The 17,375-nt window shown below is 62.6% G+C and carries 13 protein-coding genes; 7 read left to right on the top strand and 6 right to left on the bottom strand.

The features are described from left to right. Positions 1–11 precede the first annotated feature (11 nt). Complete coding sequence (locus HMPREF2978_RS13560) at positions 12–218, bottom strand: NAD-dependent epimerase/dehydratase family protein (protein WP_143342292.1); 207 nt, start codon at positions 216–218, stop codon at positions 12–14. A 104-nt stretch (positions 219–322) separates the two neighbouring features. Here HMPREF2978_RS13560 and HMPREF2978_RS12590 point away from each other — a divergent pair, with 104 nt between their 5' ends. Then, positions 323–991 (top strand): TetR/AcrR family transcriptional regulator, encoded by a 669-nt coding sequence (locus tag HMPREF2978_RS12590; protein ID WP_049155183.1) that lies wholly within the window; start codon positions 323–325, stop codon positions 989–991. A gap of 41 nt (positions 992–1,032) precedes the next feature. Here HMPREF2978_RS12590 and HMPREF2978_RS12585 read toward each other — a convergent pair whose 3' ends face one another. Further along, entirely contained in the window at positions 1,033–1,791 is a 759-nt protein-coding gene (locus HMPREF2978_RS12585) for a 3'(2'),5'-bisphosphate nucleotidase CysQ (protein ID WP_198525898.1), read from the bottom strand. A 34-nt stretch (positions 1,792–1,825) separates the two neighbouring features. On the opposite strand from HMPREF2978_RS12585, the gene HMPREF2978_RS12580 reads away from it, so the two are divergent. From HMPREF2978_RS12580 to HMPREF2978_RS12560, 5 genes are all read left to right on the top strand, one after another. Continuing rightward, complete coding sequence (locus tag HMPREF2978_RS12580; RefSeq protein ID WP_070745819.1) at positions 1,826–6,766, top strand: Lhr family ATP-dependent helicase; 4,941 nt, start codon at positions 1,826–1,828, stop codon at positions 6,764–6,766. 87 nt (positions 6,767–6,853) lie between these two features. After that, the gene (locus HMPREF2978_RS12575) at positions 6,854–8,122 is read left to right on the top strand and encodes an alpha-hydroxy acid oxidase (protein ID WP_070745817.1); all 1,269 of its coding nucleotides are present in this window, start codon (positions 6,854–6,856) and stop codon (positions 8,120–8,122) included. Positions 8,123–8,149: 27 nt separating this feature from the next. Next, positions 8,150–8,971 carry a DNA-formamidopyrimidine glycosylase family protein gene (locus HMPREF2978_RS12570; RefSeq protein WP_070745815.1) on the top strand — a complete coding sequence of 274 codons (822 nt, stop codon included), beginning with the start codon at positions 8,150–8,152 and terminating at the stop codon, positions 8,969–8,971. A gap of 10 nt (positions 8,972–8,981) precedes the next feature. Then, positions 8,982–9,395 (top strand): YccF domain-containing protein, encoded by a 414-nt coding sequence (locus HMPREF2978_RS12565; protein WP_070745813.1) that lies wholly within the window; start codon positions 8,982–8,984, stop codon positions 9,393–9,395. 52 nt (positions 9,396–9,447) lie between these two features. After that, a complete protein-coding gene (locus tag HMPREF2978_RS12560; RefSeq protein WP_070745811.1) occupies positions 9,448–10,515 on the top strand; it encodes an HNH endonuclease signature motif containing protein in 1,068 nt (355 codons plus the stop codon). A gap of 142 nt (positions 10,516–10,657) precedes the next feature. Here the strand turns inward: HMPREF2978_RS12560 and pgi are convergent, their stop codons facing one another. The 3 genes from pgi to HMPREF2978_RS12545 all read right to left on the bottom strand — a co-directional run bounded on the left by pgi (position 10,658) and on the right by HMPREF2978_RS12545 (position 13,733). Beyond that, on the bottom strand, positions 10,658–12,292 hold the full coding sequence (gene pgi, locus HMPREF2978_RS12555; protein WP_070745809.1) for a glucose-6-phosphate isomerase: 1,635 nt from the start codon (positions 12,290–12,292) through the stop codon (positions 10,658–10,660). 101 nt (positions 12,293–12,393) lie between these two features. Then, complete coding sequence (locus HMPREF2978_RS12550; protein ID WP_070745828.1) at positions 12,394–13,287, bottom strand: trypsin-like serine protease; 894 nt, start codon at positions 13,285–13,287, stop codon at positions 12,394–12,396. An 83-nt stretch (positions 13,288–13,370) separates the two neighbouring features. Further along, entirely contained in the window at positions 13,371–13,733 is a 363-nt protein-coding gene (locus HMPREF2978_RS12545) for a chorismate mutase (protein ID WP_070745806.1), read from the bottom strand. Positions 13,734–13,855: 122 nt separating this feature from the next. Here HMPREF2978_RS12545 and pcrA point away from each other — a divergent pair, with 122 nt between their 5' ends. Then, a complete protein-coding gene (pcrA, locus tag HMPREF2978_RS12540; RefSeq protein ID WP_070745804.1) occupies positions 13,856–16,381 on the top strand; it encodes a DNA helicase PcrA in 2,526 nt (841 codons plus the stop codon). Positions 16,382–16,385: 4 nt separating this feature from the next. Here pcrA and HMPREF2978_RS12535 read toward each other — a convergent pair whose 3' ends face one another. Beyond that, positions 16,386–17,141, bottom strand: coding sequence for a M23 family metallopeptidase (locus HMPREF2978_RS12535; protein ID WP_070447274.1), 756 nt, complete (start codon positions 17,139–17,141; stop codon positions 16,386–16,388). Positions 17,142–17,375: the final 234 nt, after the last annotated feature.

The following is a 17,375-nucleotide window of genomic DNA, read 5'->3' as shown; positions in this document are numbered from 1 at the left end:
ATATCAGGTGTCTACCAAACAGGGGTCAGGTCCATGCCGTCGATCTGGTCTGGGTAGGCGTCACTGTATGTTGCGTCGCCCTTCTTGAAATCAACGTTTTCACTGGTGGCGAATTGGGGCTGTCGCCGCGTCATGATTGTGCATGTGTGCCCTCTTTTTGCGAGTTCACGTGATAGTGCACGGCCAACGGGGCCCGCGCCGGTGATGAGAAAGTGCATTGAGTGTCCTCCACTCTTATTAGTGACTGGTGCTCTCTAAGGCTATAGGTGCACTCGGCTACCGTCAAGAGCAGTGCTCTCTTTTGTGTTGATATAGTTTTCATATGTCGATGACACCAAGAGCGCGTGCTCGCGAAGAGACGATGTCGCGCATTGTTGAGCTCGGACGAAAGCAGCTTGATGCAGGTGGCCCAGAAGCCTTGAATCTGCGTGCAATTGCTCGTGATTTGGGGATAGTTTCTTCGGGTATCTACCGCTATGTGCCCGACAGGGCCCACCTATTAACGATGCTGATTATCGATGCGTTTGAAGCGCTCGATGGCGCCGTTGCCCAAGGAGTGGGTGCGGCCACTGGGACGCGAGCTAAATTCGTGAGCCTTGTGGCCGCTATGAGGATGTGGGCTTTGAAATTTCCTCAAAGGTGGGCGCTTATTTACGGCACGCCCATCATTGGATACGAAGCGCCCGCCTCAGAAACAACGGGTGCGGGTACAAAAGTTAGTCGGCGACTAGCCGTTTTGTTAACTGAGACCTCGGTTAAAGAGTTAGAACCGCGTTCCTCTCAGCTCTCGCAAGACCTTGCGGCGGCATCTGATGAGCTTGATGTGGAACTTCCCGCTGACGTCATGGAAAAGGCGCTTGAGGCGTGGATACAGATAATTGGCGTGATTAATGCCGAGGTTTTCGGTTACCTCGGCAAAGACACACTAAATGACTACCACGAGTTTCATGCTCGAATGGTTGCTCGTCTTGCAGACGAGTTGGGACTTTGACTTAGCGGCGCTGCGTAGGAGGGGAACACCACACAAGAAACCTAGTACCCGCCGTTGGCCTCCGCGTAGGCGGCGGCGTGCTCCAGAATCTCCTCTGCCAACTCCGGGCGGCAGATCAGAAGATCCGGGATGAAGGTGTCCTCGTTATTGAACTTGATGGGAGAGCCATCCAGTCGTGAACAGTGCAGGCCCGCGGCCAAGGCCACGCCCACCGGGGCGGCCTGGTCCCACTCGTACTGGCCGCCGGCGTGGATGTATCCGTCATAGTCACCGAGCAGCACGTGGATGGCCTTCGCACCCGCGGAGCCTACGCCGACGGTCTCAAAGCCCATCTTCTCCGCGACATAATCCGCTACCTTCGGCGGGCGGTTGCGGGAAACCACGAACTTCTTTGACAGCGGGCCGGTCACCGCGCGCACGTCAGAGGACTTAAAGGTCACGCCCATGTCCGGCATGCCGACTGCCGCATGGATCGGGGTGCCGTTTTCTACCAGCGCGATGTGGACGGCCCAGTCCTGGCGGCCGGTGGCGAACTCCTTCGTGCCGTCGAGCGGGTCAATGATCCACACGCGGTCCTTCTTCAAACGGCTCAAGTCATCGGCAGCCTCCTCCGACAGGACGCCGTCCTTGGGGCGGTGCTGCTCAAGGACGCGGGAGATCCACTCCTGAGCGGCCTCATCGCCGGCATCACCCAGCGCCAAGCCGCGCAGCAGGCCACCGTTGCGCACGCCTTTGAGGATTTCGCCGCAGCCATCGGCGAGGGAGTTGGTTAGACGGGAATCAGAAATCTCAACGGTCATAGTGACCAGATTAGCGCGCGCGATACAGTAGGGCATGTCTAAAAACGTTCTGGCGAAGTTCCGCCCACAGGTGGCCGGGTGGTTCCAGGACGTTTTCGCCGCCCCCACCTCCGTCCAAGAGCAGGCATGGGAGGCGATTTCCGGTGGTGCGAATGCACTGGTTGTAGCGCCAACCGGCTCCGGTAAGACGCTCGCGGCATTTCTGTGGGCGCTGAATTCTTTGGTGGAGCGCGAAGGCCAGACCGCGCTGCCGCTAAGTAATGAACCCTCCCGTGAGGGCGCTCATGACGGCGTGAGAGTGCTGTATATCTCACCACTCAAGGCTTTGGGAGTGGACGTTGAGAACAATTTGCGCGCCCCGCTCAACGGCATTGCCCGCACCGCCGAGCGGCTGGGCCTGGAGGTGCCGGATATCACTGTGGGAGTCCGCTCCGGCGATACCCCGCAGGCAGAGCGTGCCCGCCAGGTGCGCAAGCCACCGGACATCCTCATCACCACGCCGGAATCGGCCTATCTTATGCTCACCTCGAAGGCTGCCGGAATCCTGAAGACCGTGGACACCGTCATCATCGATGAGATCCACGCGCTCGCCGGCACCAAACGCGGCGTGCACTTGGCTCTGACTTTGGAGCGCCTCGGGCTTATCGCGGGTGAGTTCCAGCGCATTGGGCTGTCGGCTACGGTGCGTCCGCTGAGTGCTGTTGCCAACTTCTTGGGCGGTGACCGTCCCGTGGATATCATCGCCCCGCCCGCCAAGAAGCGCTGGCAGCTCGACGTCCACGTGCCGGTCGAGGACATGTCGGACCTGCCCACCCCGGAGCAGGGCTCGCCCATCGGGGAAGCTACTGTCGACGACCCCCTTGGCATCACCGCAGGCCCTCAAGACACGTTGCGCCTACACGCGCAACGTGGGGAAGAGAGCGGGCCAGGAGACTCCGCTCTGCCCACAGCGAAATCCATCTGGCCCTTCATCGAAGAAGAGCTCTACGCCGAAATTATGGAGCAGCGCTCCACCCTCGTCTTTGTCAATTCCCGTCGCACCGCCGAGCGGCTCACCAGCCGGCTCAACGAGCTTTATGCCCAGGAACACGACCCAGAGTCCTTGAGCCCGGCCACCCGGCGCGACCCAGCTCAGCTGATGAAGCAGGTCGACGTCGCCGGTAAGGCACCTGCCGTCATCGCCCGCGCGCACCACGGTTCAGTGTCCAAGGACGAGCGCGCGCTGACGGAGACCATGCTCAAGGAAGGCACGCTCAAAGCCGTGGTGGCCACGAGCTCCCTGGAGCTGGGCATTGACATGGGCGCGGTGGAGCTGGTGGTGCAGGTGGAATCCCCACCCTCGGTGGCCTCCGGCCTGCAGCGCGTGGGTCGCGCCGGGCACTCGGTAGGTGCGGTGTCCCATGGTTCTTTCTATCCCAAACACCGCGCGGACCTCGTGCAATCAGCACTCACCGTCGCCCGCATGGAGGAGGGCCTCATTGAGGAGATGCACGCCCCGCGCAACCCGTTGGATGTCTTGGCACAGCAGACGGTGGCGGCGGTGGTGGCGTCGGCAAGCGCGGGCACGAGCGAGGGCCTCGAGGCCGACGCATGGTATGACACCGTGCGCCGCGCCTGGCCTTATAAGGACCTGGCGCGCGAGGTCTTCGATTCCGTGCTGGACCTGGTCAGTGGTGTGTACCCCTCGACGGATTTTGCGGAGCTGAAACCGCGGGTGGTCTATGACCGCGTGACGGGCGTGCTGACTCCGCGCCCCGGCGCACAGCGCGTGGCGGTGACCAACGGCGGCACCATTCCGGACCGCGGCATGTTTGGGGTGTTCCTGGTGGGAACTGGTGAGGCCGGTTCCGCGCCGCGCCGCGTGGGTGAGCTCGATGAGGAAATGGTCTATGAAACCCGGGTGGGGGATATCTTCACTCTGGGCGCGACGAGCTGGCGCGTGGAGGAGATTACGCGTGACCAGGTGCTGGTGACACCCGCGCCGGGGCACACGGGGCGTTTGCCTTTCTGGAACGGTGACTCCGCGGGGCGGCCCTATGAGCTGGGCAAGGCGCTGGGCGCATTCCGGCGGGAGGCTCACACGGACCCGTCGGTGGTGCGCGGCGCGGATGAGAACGCGCGGCGCAACATCGCCGCCTATCTGCAGGAACAGAACGAGGCCACCGGGCTCATCCCGGATGAGAAGACGCTGCTGCTGGAGCGTTTCACGGATGAGCTGGGGGATTGGCGCGTGCTGTTGCATACCCCGTTTGGCCGGCCGGTGAATGCGGCATGGGCCTTGGCGGTGGGGCATCGCGTGGCGGAGCGCACCGGGATGGATGCCCAGGCCGTGGCGGGCGATGACGGCATCGTGCTGCGCCTGCCGCAGGGGGAGGCGGATCCGGATGCGGCGCTCTTTCTTTTCGACGCCGATGAGATCGCGGACATCGTCACCGAGCAGGTAGGCAACTCCGCGCTTTTTGCCTCCCGGTTTAGGGAGTGCGCGGCGCGAGCGCTGCTTCTGCCGCGGCGTAACCCCGGCAAGCGCGCGCCGTTGTGGCAGCAGCGCCAGCGCGCGGAGCAGCTTCTCGACGTCGCCCGCAATTACCCCTCTTTCCCCATCATCCTGGAGACCGTGCGCGAGTGCGTGCAGGATGTCTACGACCTGCCGGCGTTGACGGAGGTCATGCGGGAGCTGGCGCACCGCCGCGTGCGCATCGCGGAGGTCACCACGGAGCAGCCCTCACCTTTCGCGTCCTCGCTGCTGTTCAACTACACCGGCGCGTTCATGTACGAGGGGGACTCGCCCCTGGCGGAAAAGCGCGCGGCGGCCCTGGCACTGGACCCGGCGCTGTTGGCGAAGCTTTTGGGCACGGTGGAGTTGCGCGAGCTTCTCGACGGCGAGATTATCGCCGAAGTCCACGCCCAGCTGCAGCGCACCACTCCGGAACGACAGGAGCGCACCACCGAGGAGGTCGCGGACTTGCTGCGTGTGCTCGGCCCCATCCCGGTTGAGGAGTTCGGCGCGCATGCCACGGTGCCATTGAGCGCACTCGATGCGCTCGGTGCGCGGATTATGCGGGTACGCATCAATGGCCGCGAACACGTGGCGCAATCATTGGATGCGCCGCTGCTTCGCGACGGTTTGGGCATCCCCGTTCCGCCCGGCATCCCCGCCCAGCAGGCCACGATTACCGACGCCGTGGACCAGCTGGTCAGCCGCTGGGCGCGCACGCGCGGTCCGTTTGTGGCGCGCGAAGTGCAGGACGCCTTTGGCCTCTCTGCCGCAGTGGCGCATTCGACGCTGAACGGTCTGGATTCCATCTTGGCGGGGCACTACCGGCAGGGCGTGGAAGAGCAGGAATACTGCGCGGCAGAAGTGCTCAAGGTCATCCGCTCGCGCTCGCTGGCGGCTGCCCGGGCGGCCACGCAGCCGGTCTCACCCGCAGCCTTCGGGCGCTTCCTGCCGGACTGGCAGCAGGTGGCCGCGGTGGGCCGGCGCCCAGTGCTGCGCGGTGTGGACGGCGTCTTTGCCGTCATCGAGCAGCTGGCCGGTGTGCGCCTGCCGGCTTCTGCCTGGGAGAGCCTCATCCTGCCTCAGCGCGTAGGCGACTATTCGCCGACGATGCTCGATGAGCTCACCGCCAGCGGCGAGGTCCTCATCGTGGGCGCAGGCAAGGCCGGCTCCAACGACCCGTGGATCATGCTGTTGCCGGTGGATTATGCCGCACAGCTCGCTCCGCAGGTTTCTGCAGAGGAGGTGGGCTTGTCCATGCTGCAAACCCAGCTGCTCGAGGCCTTACAGGGCGGCGGCAGCTATCTTATCTCCGATATTCAACCGCAGCTGAGCGGTACGCCCGAGGAGGTTCGCGAGGCCCTCTGGGGACTGGTGGAGGCTGGCCTAGTCAGCCCCGATTCCTTCGCTCCTATCCGCGCGCACTTAGTGACGGGGAACGCGGGGCGTACGGCGCATCGCGCGCGGCGTCGGCCATCGCGCTCGCGCCTGCGCATGGGGCGCACCTCCTTTGCGCAAGCACACAATGTGTCTGGTGCGCAGGTCGCACCAGACGTGGTGGGGCGGTGGTCGTTGTCCGTTCCCGCGGCCAGGGATGCCACGTCGCGTTCCATCGCGCACGGCGAGGCCTGGCTGGACCGCTACGGCGTGCTCACCCGCGGATCCGTGGTGGCCGAGGACGTCCTGGGCGGCTTCGCCCTGGCTTATAAGGTGCTCTCCGGTTTTGAGGAATCCGGCAAGGCCATGCGCGGCTACGTCATTGAGGGCTTGGGGGCTGCGCAGTTCTCCACGCCTGCGGTCATTGACCGCCTGCGCGGGGTGGATGATTCCCCCGATGTCACGGGCTGGCCGTCCGGTACCCGCGAGCCGCAGACTTATGTTCTAGCCGCGACCGACCCTGCGAACCCCTATGGCGCGGCGCTGTCCTGGCCACCCACTGATGCTGGCGAATCAGCGGCCCGTCCCACCCGCGCCGCGGGTGCTTTAGTGGTGCTCATGGATGGCCTGCCGGTGGCTCACCTGACTCGCGGCGGAAAGACACTGACTACGTTCTTCAACGCTTTGCCCGAGGGCATCGAGCGCACCGAGGTACTAGCCGCAGTGCTAGCAGGCCTCAACGAGCTGGTGGCCGCTGGGCGCTTGGGCAAGCTGGTCATTGAGAAGGCGAACGGGCGGCCCATCTTCGAATCAAAGCTGGGCGGCGAGCTGCGCACACTAGGGGCGGCACTGACCCCGAAGGGCGTGCGGATTACTGGCTCTGCCCACACCGCCTCTTCCGGCCGTGCAGGACAGCACGGCCAATCTGGAGAAGCCGCGCGCTCCGCCGAGCCTTACCGTCCCGCACGTCGCGGTGGGCGCCGTGCTGTCGAGGCGATGGAGGAGCTCACCTTCGATGATCCGGAGGATTCCACTGAGTCTGGTGGCCGATCGACTGCACCGGGCAGCCCAGGTGGTTTCCGCCCGCGCCGTCGACGCCGCTGAATGATATTCACCTGCATTTCGCCCACGGGCATTCCAGAGGTCTAACCTCAAAAGCTGATAGCCCAATAGAAAAGGAGTCTAGTTTCCATGCGGCTGAAGCGCCAACTGCCCAACGTGTCCGAGCTCAAGAACCTCATGCGGTTCGAAGCACCCAACCTCGACCGCCGGGCAGCACGCCTGGCAGAGGCCGCTGATGTGTGGGATCTGCGCAAGATTGCCAAGCGCCGCACCCCGAAGGCGGCCTTTGACTACGTCGATGGCGCCGCCCGCGATGAGGTCAGCTACCGCGAATCCCGCGATTTCTTTCGCGACGTTCGCCTCATGCCCAACGTGCTCAACGGCGCACACGACATCTCTTTAAACACCGAGATCGCCGGCGAGCCGGCAGCATTGCCCTTCGGCATCGCGCCGACCGGCTTTACCCGCTTCATGCATGCCGAAGGCGAGGATGCCGGTTCCCAAGCCGCCCGCGACGCAGGCATCCCGTTTACGCTCTCCACGATGGGTACGCGCTCGGTGGAGGAGGTCGCGGCGTCGCAAGGCAATAGCGGTCGCCGCTGGTTCCAGCTTTACCTGTGGAAGGACCACTCCGCCTGCCAGGAACTCATCGAGCGCGCTGCCGCCAATGGATACGACACCCTCGTGGTTACCGTGGACACGCCCGTGGCGGGCCAGCGCCTGCGCGATACCCGCAACGGAATGCGCATCCCGCCGCGCCTGACCGCCGGCACGGTCTTCGATGCCGCGTGGCGCCCCGAGTGGTGGTTCAACTTCCTCACCACGGACCCAGTTACCTTCGCGTCGTTGACCTCGACCACCGGCACCCTGGGCGAGCTTGTCAACACCATGTTCGACCCGGGCCTCAACTTCGAGGACCTGGCGTGGATTCGCAAGCAGTGGACGGGCAAGCTCTTCGTCAAGGGAATCGTCAATCCCGAGGACGCGCGCAAGGTCATTGACCTTGGTGCCGACGGCATCGTGGTGTCCTCCCACGGCGGGCGCCAGCTCGACCGCGTGGTCAACACCCTCCAGGCCCTTGAGGCCGTGCGCGCGGAAGTGGGCCCGGACGTGGAGATCATCTACGATTCCGGCATCATGTCCGGCGTCGACATCGCCATTGCGCTGGCTCTGGGGGCGGACTTCGTCCTCATCGGCCGCGCTTACCTTTATGGGCTGATGGCCGGCGGCAAGGAAGGCGTCGACCGCGTAATTGAGCTGCTCGCGGAGGAATTCAAGAACACCCTCCAGCTACTGGGCGTGAAGAAGATCGAAGACCTATCCCGCCAGCACGTGGTCACCCCGTGGGAGCCGGGCGCGCTGGCATTCGGTGCGGGAAAGGACGCGCCGGTAGAGTAGGCACCCGTTCGGTGAGGAGGTTCTGCTGTGCCCGAGGGTGATTCCGTACTGCAGCTGTCGAACCGGCTGCAGTTCATGGAAGGCCGGCGCGTGATCTCCTCCTCCCTGCGCGTGCCGCGCTATGCCACCGTGCGCTTCGACGGGCTGGTGTGCGAGGAGGTCTGGCCCTATGGCAAGCACCTCTTCATGGATTTCGGCGGCGAGCTCATCCTGCATACCCACCTCAAGATGGAGGGCACGTGGGCCATCCACTATGCCGGGGACCGCTGGCGCAAGCCCGGCCACAGCGCACGCGTGGTGCTGCAGATGGAGAACACCCCGCGCGATATTGAGTTGGTAGGGCATTGGCTAGGGCTGGTCGAGGTCTTTCCAGCCCGCGAGTTTGAACAGCGCATGGCGCACCTAGGCCCCGACATCCTCGCGCCAGAATGGTTGGAAGGCGGCTTTGAGGAGGCCGTACGCCGCATCGAGTTGCGCCCAGAACGCAGCATCGGCGCCGCGCTCTTGGACCAGCGCAACGTGGCGGGTTTGGGCAACGAGTACCGCGCCGAGATCTGCTTCCTAGCCGGCGTTCATCCAGCAACACCTGCAGCGCTTGTCGACGTCCCCCAGATCCTCACCATCTCCCGCCGCCTCATCTGGGCCAATCGCGACTCCCCGGTACGCGTGACCACCGGTGTGAAGCGGGCAGGGGAGACCACGTACGTCTTCGGGCGCAACCGCAAACGCTGCCGACGCTGCGGCACGCTGATTGAAAAGTCCACGCTGGGTGGCGTGGACGCGGGCGGCGACGAAGGTGAGCTAGAACGCGTCATCTGGTGGTGCCCGCACTGCCAGCCATCCAGCTAGGCTGGGAAGCATGAAAACGCTCCTCAACATCATCTGGCTGCTCACCGGCGGCATCTTCCTGGCTCTGGGTTACTTCCTTCTCGGCATTCTGGCCTGCATCCCCATCGTGACCATCCCCGCGGGCGTGGCCTCCATGCGCATGGCGAATTTCGCCCTGTGGCCTTTCGGGCGCTCCGTGGTGCAGCCGGTTAAGGGAACTGGCGGCATGTCGGCTTTCGCCAACGTCGTGTGGTTCCTGGTGGCCGGCCTGTGGCTCGCCATTGGGCACATCACCACCGCAGCGGCGCAGGCCGTGACCATCGTGGGCATCCCGGTGGCTCTGGCCAACCTGAAGATGATTCCGGTGACCTGCTTCCCCTTCGGCCGCAAGATCGTGGACTCTGACCACATCCCATTCGGCTGGGAGCCGATGGTCAAGCTCTAATTTCTTTGCCTCCGGTTGCGGGGTGGCACAGGGTGCTTTAGTGTTCTGAGTCATGGGGGACTTAGAAACCTATTTCTCCTACCGCAGCTCGGGGATTTCTTTGGTGGAGCAGGCGGTAGGAGGCGAGAAACACTTGCGTGCACTCGGCGCCGCTCCTGTCGATGCCGCCGAACTGGCGAGCCTCAACCACATTTACTTCGGCGCCACCAAGTTCACGGGAAAGCAACGCACTGCCCGTAGTCGAGCCCTAGAGCAAGGTCATGATTTGGCCACGCTGAGCCTCATTGAGTCCTACACGAAGAAGCTGAAAAACCAGCTGCATGCTTGGAACCTACGGGTCAAGCTTGCGAACACACCGGCACCGAATATCCCAGCCGTGGCGGCCAAGCGCTTAAAGGAACTCAAAACCAAGCGCGTTCCTACACCTGGTGTGCGCATGACCTATCGCGCTGATGGTCCGCACTCGCTGACGATTACCGATGACCCCATGACCGTGACCGAGATGCGCGGCGTGCTGGAATCCATCAACCAGGACAACCTGCTGGAAGCAGCCAACCACGTCTTCTTCAACAAGTCCCACGGCGGAACCAAACCAGCTGTGTTCACCAGCGTGGTGGTGACCTTGGACAAGCTCGACAAGATTGTCTCTGGCGACGGGGATGACATCGTGCTGGAGCTCACTAATGGCGGCCGCATGACCGGCACGGAGTTTCTGAACTATAAGTTTGCCGAGATCGGTTACGTAACCCTCATCCACCCCACGATCGGGCCGGTGTGGCTGCACCGCATGAAACGTTTGGCCGGGTTTGAGCAGCGCATGATGGCCAGCGCCGAGCATCCCACCTGTGCCAGGAAGGGATGTAATAAACCTGCTGATTATGCCCAGGTACACCACCTCATCCCATGGAAAGCAGGAGGTACCACCGACCCGCCGAATCTGACAATGCTGTGTGCCTATCACAACGGCGTCAATGATGACGACCCAGAGAAACCCACCGGAGCCGGCTATGTATTCCGACTACGCGGAGAGGTGGACTACATCCCGCCCTGGGGAGAACCAATCACCGCTCAAGTGGCATATCAAGCCGCGCAACGCGGACTTGGACCGCCCGGCGGGTAAACCGCCACGAAATACAAAGGACACGCACCACCACGCGGACGCCCACAGGGCCTCCGCGGCGTTGGCGATCCCACATCTCGATTGCCCGTTAAAAACGCGTGTACCCCCGACCGTTCGGCCGGGGGACGTCGCCAAGCAGTGCTTAGCGGTGGTTGCGGTACCAACCGATCAGAGCATCGGTCGAGCCGTCGCCGGATGCGGCCTCCTCCTTGCCGGAGACTGCCGGTGCCAGGTCATTTGCTTGCTGCTTGCCCAGCTCCACGCCCCACTGGTCGAAGGAGTTGATGTCCCAGATGATGCCCTGGGTGAAGACGATGTGCTCGTAGAGTGCGATGAGCGCGCCGAGGGTCTGCGGGGTGAGCTCCTCCGCCAGGATCGTGGTGGACGGGCGGTTGCCCGGCATCACCTTGTGCGGGACCACGGCTGGGTCCACGCCCTCGGCGGCAATCTCTTCTGCCGTCTTACCAAAAGCCAGCACCTTGGTCTGCGCGAAGAAGTTACCCATGAGCAAGTCATGCATCGAACCGGTGCCGTCCGCGGTGGGGAAGTCTTCCTTCGGACGGGCAAAGCCGATGAAGTCCGCCGGGATGAGCTTGGTGCCCTGGTGCATGAGCTGGAAGAAGGCGTGCTGGCCATTGGTGCCCGGCTCGCCCCAGTAAATCTCACCGGTGCCGGTGGTGACAGCGGTGCCGTCGCGGCGCACGGACTTACCGTTGGACTCCATGGTCAGCTGCTGCAGGTAGGCCGGGAAGCGGCCGAGGTCCTCGGAGTAAGGCAGCACCGCGTGGGTCTGCGCTCCAAAGAAGTTGGAGTACCACACACCGAGCAGACCCATGAGCACCGGTACGTTCTGCTCCAGAGGTGCGGTGCGGAAGTGCTCATCCATGGCGTGGAAGCCCTCGAGGAAACGCATGAAGTCCAGCGGGCCGATGGTGCACATCAGGGACAGGCCGATGGCGGAATCGACGGAGTAGCGCCCGCCCACCCAGTTCCAGAAACCAAACATGTTCTGGGTGTCGATGCCGAACTCCGCGACCTTCTCCGCGTTGGTGGAAACGGCAACGAAGTGCTTGGCGACGGCCGACTCATCACCATCAAACTGCTCAATCAGCCAGCGGCGCGCAGCGTGTGCGTTGGCCAGGGTTTCCTGGGTGGTGAAGGTCTTGGAGGCCACGATGAATAGGGTGGAGCCGGCGTCGAGGCCGTCGAGAGTCGCGGCGAGATCCGCCGGGTCGACGTTAGAAACGAACTCCGCGCTGATACCCGCTACCTCGTAGGAACGCAGCGCCTTGGCAGCCATCGCGGGGCCCAAGTCGGAGCCGCCGATGCCGATGTTGACGACCTTCTTGATGGTGTGGCCCGTATGCCCCAGCCACGCACCGGAGCGCAGTGCGGTGGCGAAGTCGCGCATGCGGCCTAGAGTTTCGTGGACGTCGGCAGCAACGTCCTGGCCGTCCACGCTCAAGTCCTTTTCAACAGGCAGACGCAGCGCGGTGTGCAGCACGGCGCGGTCCTCAGTGTTGTTGAGGTGCTCGCCGGCGAACATAGCGTCGCGGCGCCCCTCGACGTCGGCGGCGCGGGCGAGGTCCACCAGTGCGTTGACTACTTCCTCATCGATGAGGTTCTTCGACAGATCCACGTGCAGGCCCGCAGCATCGAAAGAAAAGTCTGCGGCGCGGGAAGTGGAGTTGGCAAAAAGCTCACGCAGGTTGAGGTCCTTTTTGCTCTCAAAAAGCGAGGTGAGCGCGGCCCACTGCGGTTGAGCGGTGATGTCCATTGCAAAAGCCTTTCTGGCAGGTAGCAGACATGAAACTTACTGTTTCTACCGTAGTCCAGAAATCCTTTCGGCGCCGAGACAGAAGGCTGCGCTGCTAGGCGCTAGGCGTAGAGCTTCAGGTCGAATTGCTTCATCGTGTTTCCGATTTCCATGGCGCCTACTTCGACGTCAGAGGGATCTTGGTCATTACCGAAGGACAGCACACCAACGGCCCAGAGCTCGCCGTCGATGGAAGCATAGACTGGTCCGCCACTGTCGCCTGGGGCGCTGTCATTGCCGAAAGTAAACAGCCCCTGATCCTCGTGGCGGTCGATGAAGTTGCCACAGGAGACTCCTCGCGTCGAGCCGGCGCGGCAAATTGTGGGCTTCGTCAAAGCTACCTCCTCAAGAGGCATCCATCCCGCCAAAGGAGCATTAAGGGCCGGTGACGTCGACACTTGTGCAGCTGGGTTGGAGACTTCGATAAGCGCGATGTCGGCCGAGTTAATCCTGTCCGTATTGGTATTACGGGCCTCTAGCACCATTTCGCCGATCTTCACGTTGTCTCCAGCGCGATCCTTGTAGAAAAAGGTGTCGCCCTTGTCCCCGCAGTGGCCGGCGGTGAGGATAAAGAGGCGCTCGCCGTCGCCCACGAAATGACCAGCGGAGCATCGTCCGCTGCTATCTGCGTTGTAAATTGCGACCCCCGGAGTGAGAACACCAGCTGTCATGAAGTACTCAGCTGCTTCCGGCTGGGCCAGATCCACGCGGGGATCGGGGCGTTCAGCTTGAGGGATTTCGGTGGTGTTATCCCAAAGAGAGTTACTATCGAGGACCTCTTCCGAGCCTTGATCCGTTCCGGAATCCTGCCTGGGGTCAGTATCGCCGACGGCTGGAAGATTCAGCGTCGTGGTGGAAATGGAGGCCACAGTAGAAGAGGAACCGCTGCAGGCGGTCAACACGAAGGCGGAGGTAGCTGCGGCGAGAGTTGCAGCGAGACGAGAGAAAAAGCGCATGAAGAGAGAGTAGCTCACTGCATGCCTGGGCGCGTGTGCGTTGGGGACTAGTCCGTGAGGTGCTCCCTGGGCCGAGTTGGCACTCAGCCGAGCTTTCCGCGTCCCAAACGCAGCAGGGCAGAAGCGATGGCGGGGCCTTCCTCACCGAGCTCGTCACGGAATTCATTGAGGATGGCGATTTCGCGGGTGTGCACCAAACGGGTGCCGCCCGAGCTCATGCGTGTCTTGCCAATCGTGCGGGAAATATCGGTGCGGCGCTTAATAGCGTCGAGGATAACGCGGTCGAGGCGGTTGATTTCTTCGCGGTAGCGCTGAATCTCGGCGTCACTCAGCGGATCATCGGTGCCCGAAGGCATGCGAATGTCGAGCCCATTGTCCACGACATTGGGGTCTTGGTGCTCAGGGCTCAAGCCTGAATCTGCGGTGCCAGAGTGTGAAGCGCTCATGCCTTCAGATTGTGCCACCCTGCTAAGACAAACGGGAATCATGAGCTTAAGACGTTGGGATTCGCCGATAAGAAGTGGTGTAGGAGGCAATGTCCGGTGGTGCTAGTAGGTTGGAGAGCATTATGAATAACACATCTCCGTTTAGGCCTCGTTCTTCTTCTGATCCTTCCGCTGACGCCACCGCTGGTGGCTTATTTCCCACGCCCGGGCATCACGCGGATGCCCCTTCCGGTCAGGGCTCTGATCCGTTGTTGGAAGGATTAAATCCACAACAAGAAGAGGCCGTGGCACATTCGGGCTCGCCGCTGCTCATCGTGGCCGGCGCGGGCTCGGGAAAGACCGCGGTGTTGACCCGTCGCATTGCGTACCTTATGCGCGAGCGCGGGGTCGCCCCGTGGCAGATCCTCGCCATCACCTTTACTAACAAGGCAGCCGCGGAGATGAAGGAGCGCGTCGGCCAGCTTGTCGGCCCCGTGGCTGAGCGGATGTGGGTGTCAACCTTCCACTCCATCTGCGTGCGCATCTTGCGCAACAACGCCCAGCTGGTGCCCGGGTTGAACACGAACTTCACCATTTATGACGGCGATGATGCGCGCCGGCTGCTCACCATGATTGCCAAAGACATGCAGCTGGATCTGAAGAAGTATTCGGCGCGTGTTTTGGCTAACCAGATCTCGAACCGGAAGAACGAGCTCATCTCTCCGGATCAGGCCCGGGCGGAGGCGGAGCGGACGAAGAATCCTTTCGAACTCACCGTGGCGAGCGTGTACGAGGAGTATCAGCGCCGCCTGCGCGCGGCAAATGCGGTGGACTTCGATGACCTCATCGGGGAAGTGGTGCGCATCTTTAACCAGCACCCGCAGGTGGTGGAGTTTTATCGCCGCCGCTTTAAGCACGTGCTTATCGACGAATACCAGGACACCAACCACGCGCAGTACGCGCTTGTTTCGGCCTTGGTAGGCAGGGGCGAGCTGCCACCGGATGCTCCGGAGCTTTGTGTGGTGGGTGATTCTGATCAGTCGATTTATGCCTTCCGCGGCGCCACCATCAGGAATATTCAGGAGTTCGAGCGGGACTACCCGCAGGCGCACACGATTCTGCTTGAGCAAAACTACCGTTCGACGCAGACCATTCTGAACGCGGCGAATGCGGTGATTGCGAAGAATGAGGGTCGCCGCGAGAAGAATCTGTGGACTGCCCACGGCCAAGGCGAAAAGATCGTTGGATACGTGGCGGATAACGAGCACGACGAGGCGCGGTATATCGCCTCAGAAATTGATTCCCTGGCGGATAAAGGCACGGCCTATTCCGATATTGCGGTGATGTACCGCACCAATAACGCTTCCCGCGCGTTGGAGGATATTTTCGTGCGCTCGGGAATCCCCTACAAGGTGGTTGGAGGCACGCGCTTTTACGAGCGACGCGAGATCCGGGACATGGTGGCCTACCTGCGCATCATGGATAATCCGGATGACACGGTGAGCCTGCGCCGCATCATCAACGTGCCTAAGCGCGCTATAGGTGACAAGGCACAGGCACAGATCGCCTTGCACGCGGAGAACCTTGGTGTGAGCTTTGGGGCTGCTCTCCGCGATGCGGCAGCGGGCAAGGTCGCCGGGCTTGGCACACGAGCAGTGAATGCCGTAAGCAAATTCAACGAGATGATGGAGGGCGTGCGCGCGCAGATTCCGGGCATGGTCAATGAGGTGACGAGCCAACCGGATTTGGGGGAGTTGCTCAACGCGCTTCTTGACGCCACCGGTTACCGCGCGGAGCTTGAAAACTCCAATGACCCGCAGGATGGGGCACGCCTCGACAACCTCAACGAGTTGGTGTCGGTGGCGCGCGAGTTCAGCTCTGAGGCGGCCAATGAGATGGCCTTCTTGGGTGCAGACGCAGAGGAGGCCCCGGAGCTCTCGGAAGGTGAAGCTGCGCCGGGCTCGCTTCAAGCCTTCCTTGAAAAGGTCTCGCTGGTGGCAGATGCGGACCAGATTCCGGATCATGAGTCCGGAGTAGTCACGCTGATGACCCTGCACACCGCGAAGGGCCTGGAGTTCCCAGTTGTCTTCCTCACCGGCTGGGAGGATGGCCAATTCCCGCACATGCGCTCCCTGGGGGACCCGAAGGAGCTCAGTGAGGAGCGCCGCCTTGCCTACGTGGGTATTACGCGCGCTAGGGAACAGCTCTACCTCACGCGCGCGATTCTCCGCTCGTCCTGGGGTAACCCGGTGACGAACCCGGCCAGCCGCTTCCTCGCCGAGGTCCCGGAAGACCTCATCGACTGGCGCCGTGAAGAACCAGACAGCTCGCTGTCCGGCGCGTGGGGCGGAGATGATTCCTACCAATACGGACGAACCTTCGGCTCAGATAGCGGGTTCTTCCGTTCCCGTGGCGGCGGCTATGGATCGCGGAGCGCTGCGTCTTCCCCTTCGCAGCGCTCGCGCAAACCAGCTTCGGCGACATCAATGCCGAAGAATAACCATCTCAATTTAGTTGTGGGGGACCGTGTCAACCACGCAAAATACGGGCTAGGCACGGTCATCGAAGCCTCCGGTACCGGCGCGCGGGCGACAGTCACCGTGGACTTCGGCTCAGCGGGCAAGGTCCGCCTCATGCTCATCGGTGGTGTGCCGATGGAAAAGCTTTAAAGCTTTAGATGAGGATGCCGCGCTCGCTGAACCAATCCACCGGATCAACGGCCGCGCCGCCGCCCGGGTGCACTTCGAAGTGCAGGTGTGGGCCGGTGGAGTGGCCCTCGTTGCCAATGACGGAGATCTGGTCGCCGGCCGTGACTCGGTCACCGACGTTGACCAAGAGCTGATCACTGGGCATGTGGCCGTAGACTGTGATAGTGCCGTCGTCGTGCTGGATGCGGATCCAGTTGCCGAAGCCCTGGGCTGCGCCGGAGGAGATGACCTCTCCATCCATGACGGCGTAGATGGGCGTGCCAACTGGGTTCGCTACATCGATGCCGTTGTGGAAGGAACCCCACCGCGGGCCAAAGCCAGAGGTGAAAGTACCGGAGGTCGGAAAGACCACGGTATTACCGTTGGCATCCTGGCCGCGCGTAGGGGTGAGACCGGAGTGATCGCCCTGTGGGGCGAAGGCCTCGGCGAGACCAGGAATGCTGGAGGGATCGAGGACGATATCGAATCCGTCCTGTGTGGAGTTGATTTCCGGGGTGGAGGCCCCGTTGAGGGCTCCGGCCGTGGAAACGATTAGCCCGGAAAATGCTTTGAAGAGGTCGGCCTTGGAGTCTTCCTTGACTTCGATGTCGCCGGCGGTTGGGCCCTGGGAGGACCCGTCGGAGACATCCACGCTTGCTGCCGGTTCGGCGGCGAACGCTGGGGCCGTCACGGTAGCGGTGGTGACCGCCACGGCGGCGAGTGCGCTGAGCGTGCGCTTCATAACTTCACGTCCTTAAGTCCTGCTGTGGCTCGCTTCCGCCGACGAAGGCGGCAGGAAGCCTGTGAGCGATAGGGCGCGGCCATAACAGCCGCGATGCGCCTTGAAGCCTGCGACACGCCGGCGTGGTTGCGTCTGCGTGCTGAGGCTTTGTGGCAACGAGATACAAACTATCCCGAGCTATCGCCCTGCGCAATCTCTAAAAATGCAGGTAAATACAGGAATTGTTCGAAAACC

It is taken from the genome of Corynebacterium sp. HMSC074C01 (genome assembly GCF_001814605.1).
Taxonomy (GTDB): Bacteria; Actinomycetota; Actinomycetes; order Mycobacteriales; family Mycobacteriaceae; genus Corynebacterium.
The sequence above is the reverse complement of the archived record's forward strand: the minus strand, read 5'-3'. Positions and strand labels throughout refer to the sequence as shown.

What these genes read in the sequence shown, in the direction of transcription:
- HMPREF2978_RS13560 (WP_143342292.1), bottom strand. Translation starts at nt 218, where the DNA reads ATGCACTTTCTCATCACCGGCGCGGGCCCCGTTGGCCGTGCACTATCA.
- HMPREF2978_RS12590 (WP_049155183.1), top strand. Translation starts at nt 323, where the DNA reads ATGTCGATGACACCAAGAGCGCGTGCTCGCGAAGAGACGATGTCGCGC.
- HMPREF2978_RS12585 (WP_198525898.1), bottom strand. Translation starts at nt 1,791, where the DNA reads ATGACCGTTGAGATTTCTGATTCCCGTCTAACCAACTCCCTCGCCGAT.
- HMPREF2978_RS12580 (WP_070745819.1), top strand. Translation starts at nt 1,826, where the DNA reads ATGTCTAAAAACGTTCTGGCGAAGTTCCGCCCACAGGTGGCCGGGTGG.
- HMPREF2978_RS12575 (WP_070745817.1), top strand. Translation starts at nt 6,854, where the DNA reads ATGCGGCTGAAGCGCCAACTGCCCAACGTGTCCGAGCTCAAGAACCTC.
- HMPREF2978_RS12565 (WP_070745813.1), top strand. Translation starts at nt 8,982, where the DNA reads ATGAAAACGCTCCTCAACATCATCTGGCTGCTCACCGGCGGCATCTTC.
- HMPREF2978_RS12560 (WP_070745811.1), top strand. Translation starts at nt 9,448, where the DNA reads ATGGGGGACTTAGAAACCTATTTCTCCTACCGCAGCTCGGGGATTTCT.
- pgi (WP_070745809.1), bottom strand. Translation starts at nt 12,292, where the DNA reads ATGGACATCACCGCTCAACCGCAGTGGGCCGCGCTCACCTCGCTTTTT.
- HMPREF2978_RS12550 (WP_070745828.1), bottom strand. Translation starts at nt 13,287, where the DNA reads ATGCGCTTTTTCTCTCGTCTCGCTGCAACTCTCGCCGCAGCTACCTCC.
- HMPREF2978_RS12545 (WP_070745806.1), bottom strand. Translation starts at nt 13,733, where the DNA reads ATGAGCGCTTCACACTCTGGCACCGCAGATTCAGGCTTGAGCCCTGAG.
- pcrA (WP_070745804.1), top strand. Translation starts at nt 13,856, where the DNA reads ATGAATAACACATCTCCGTTTAGGCCTCGTTCTTCTTCTGATCCTTCC.
- HMPREF2978_RS12535 (WP_070447274.1), bottom strand. Translation starts at nt 17,141, where the DNA reads ATGAAGCGCACGCTCAGCGCACTCGCCGCCGTGGCGGTCACCACCGCT.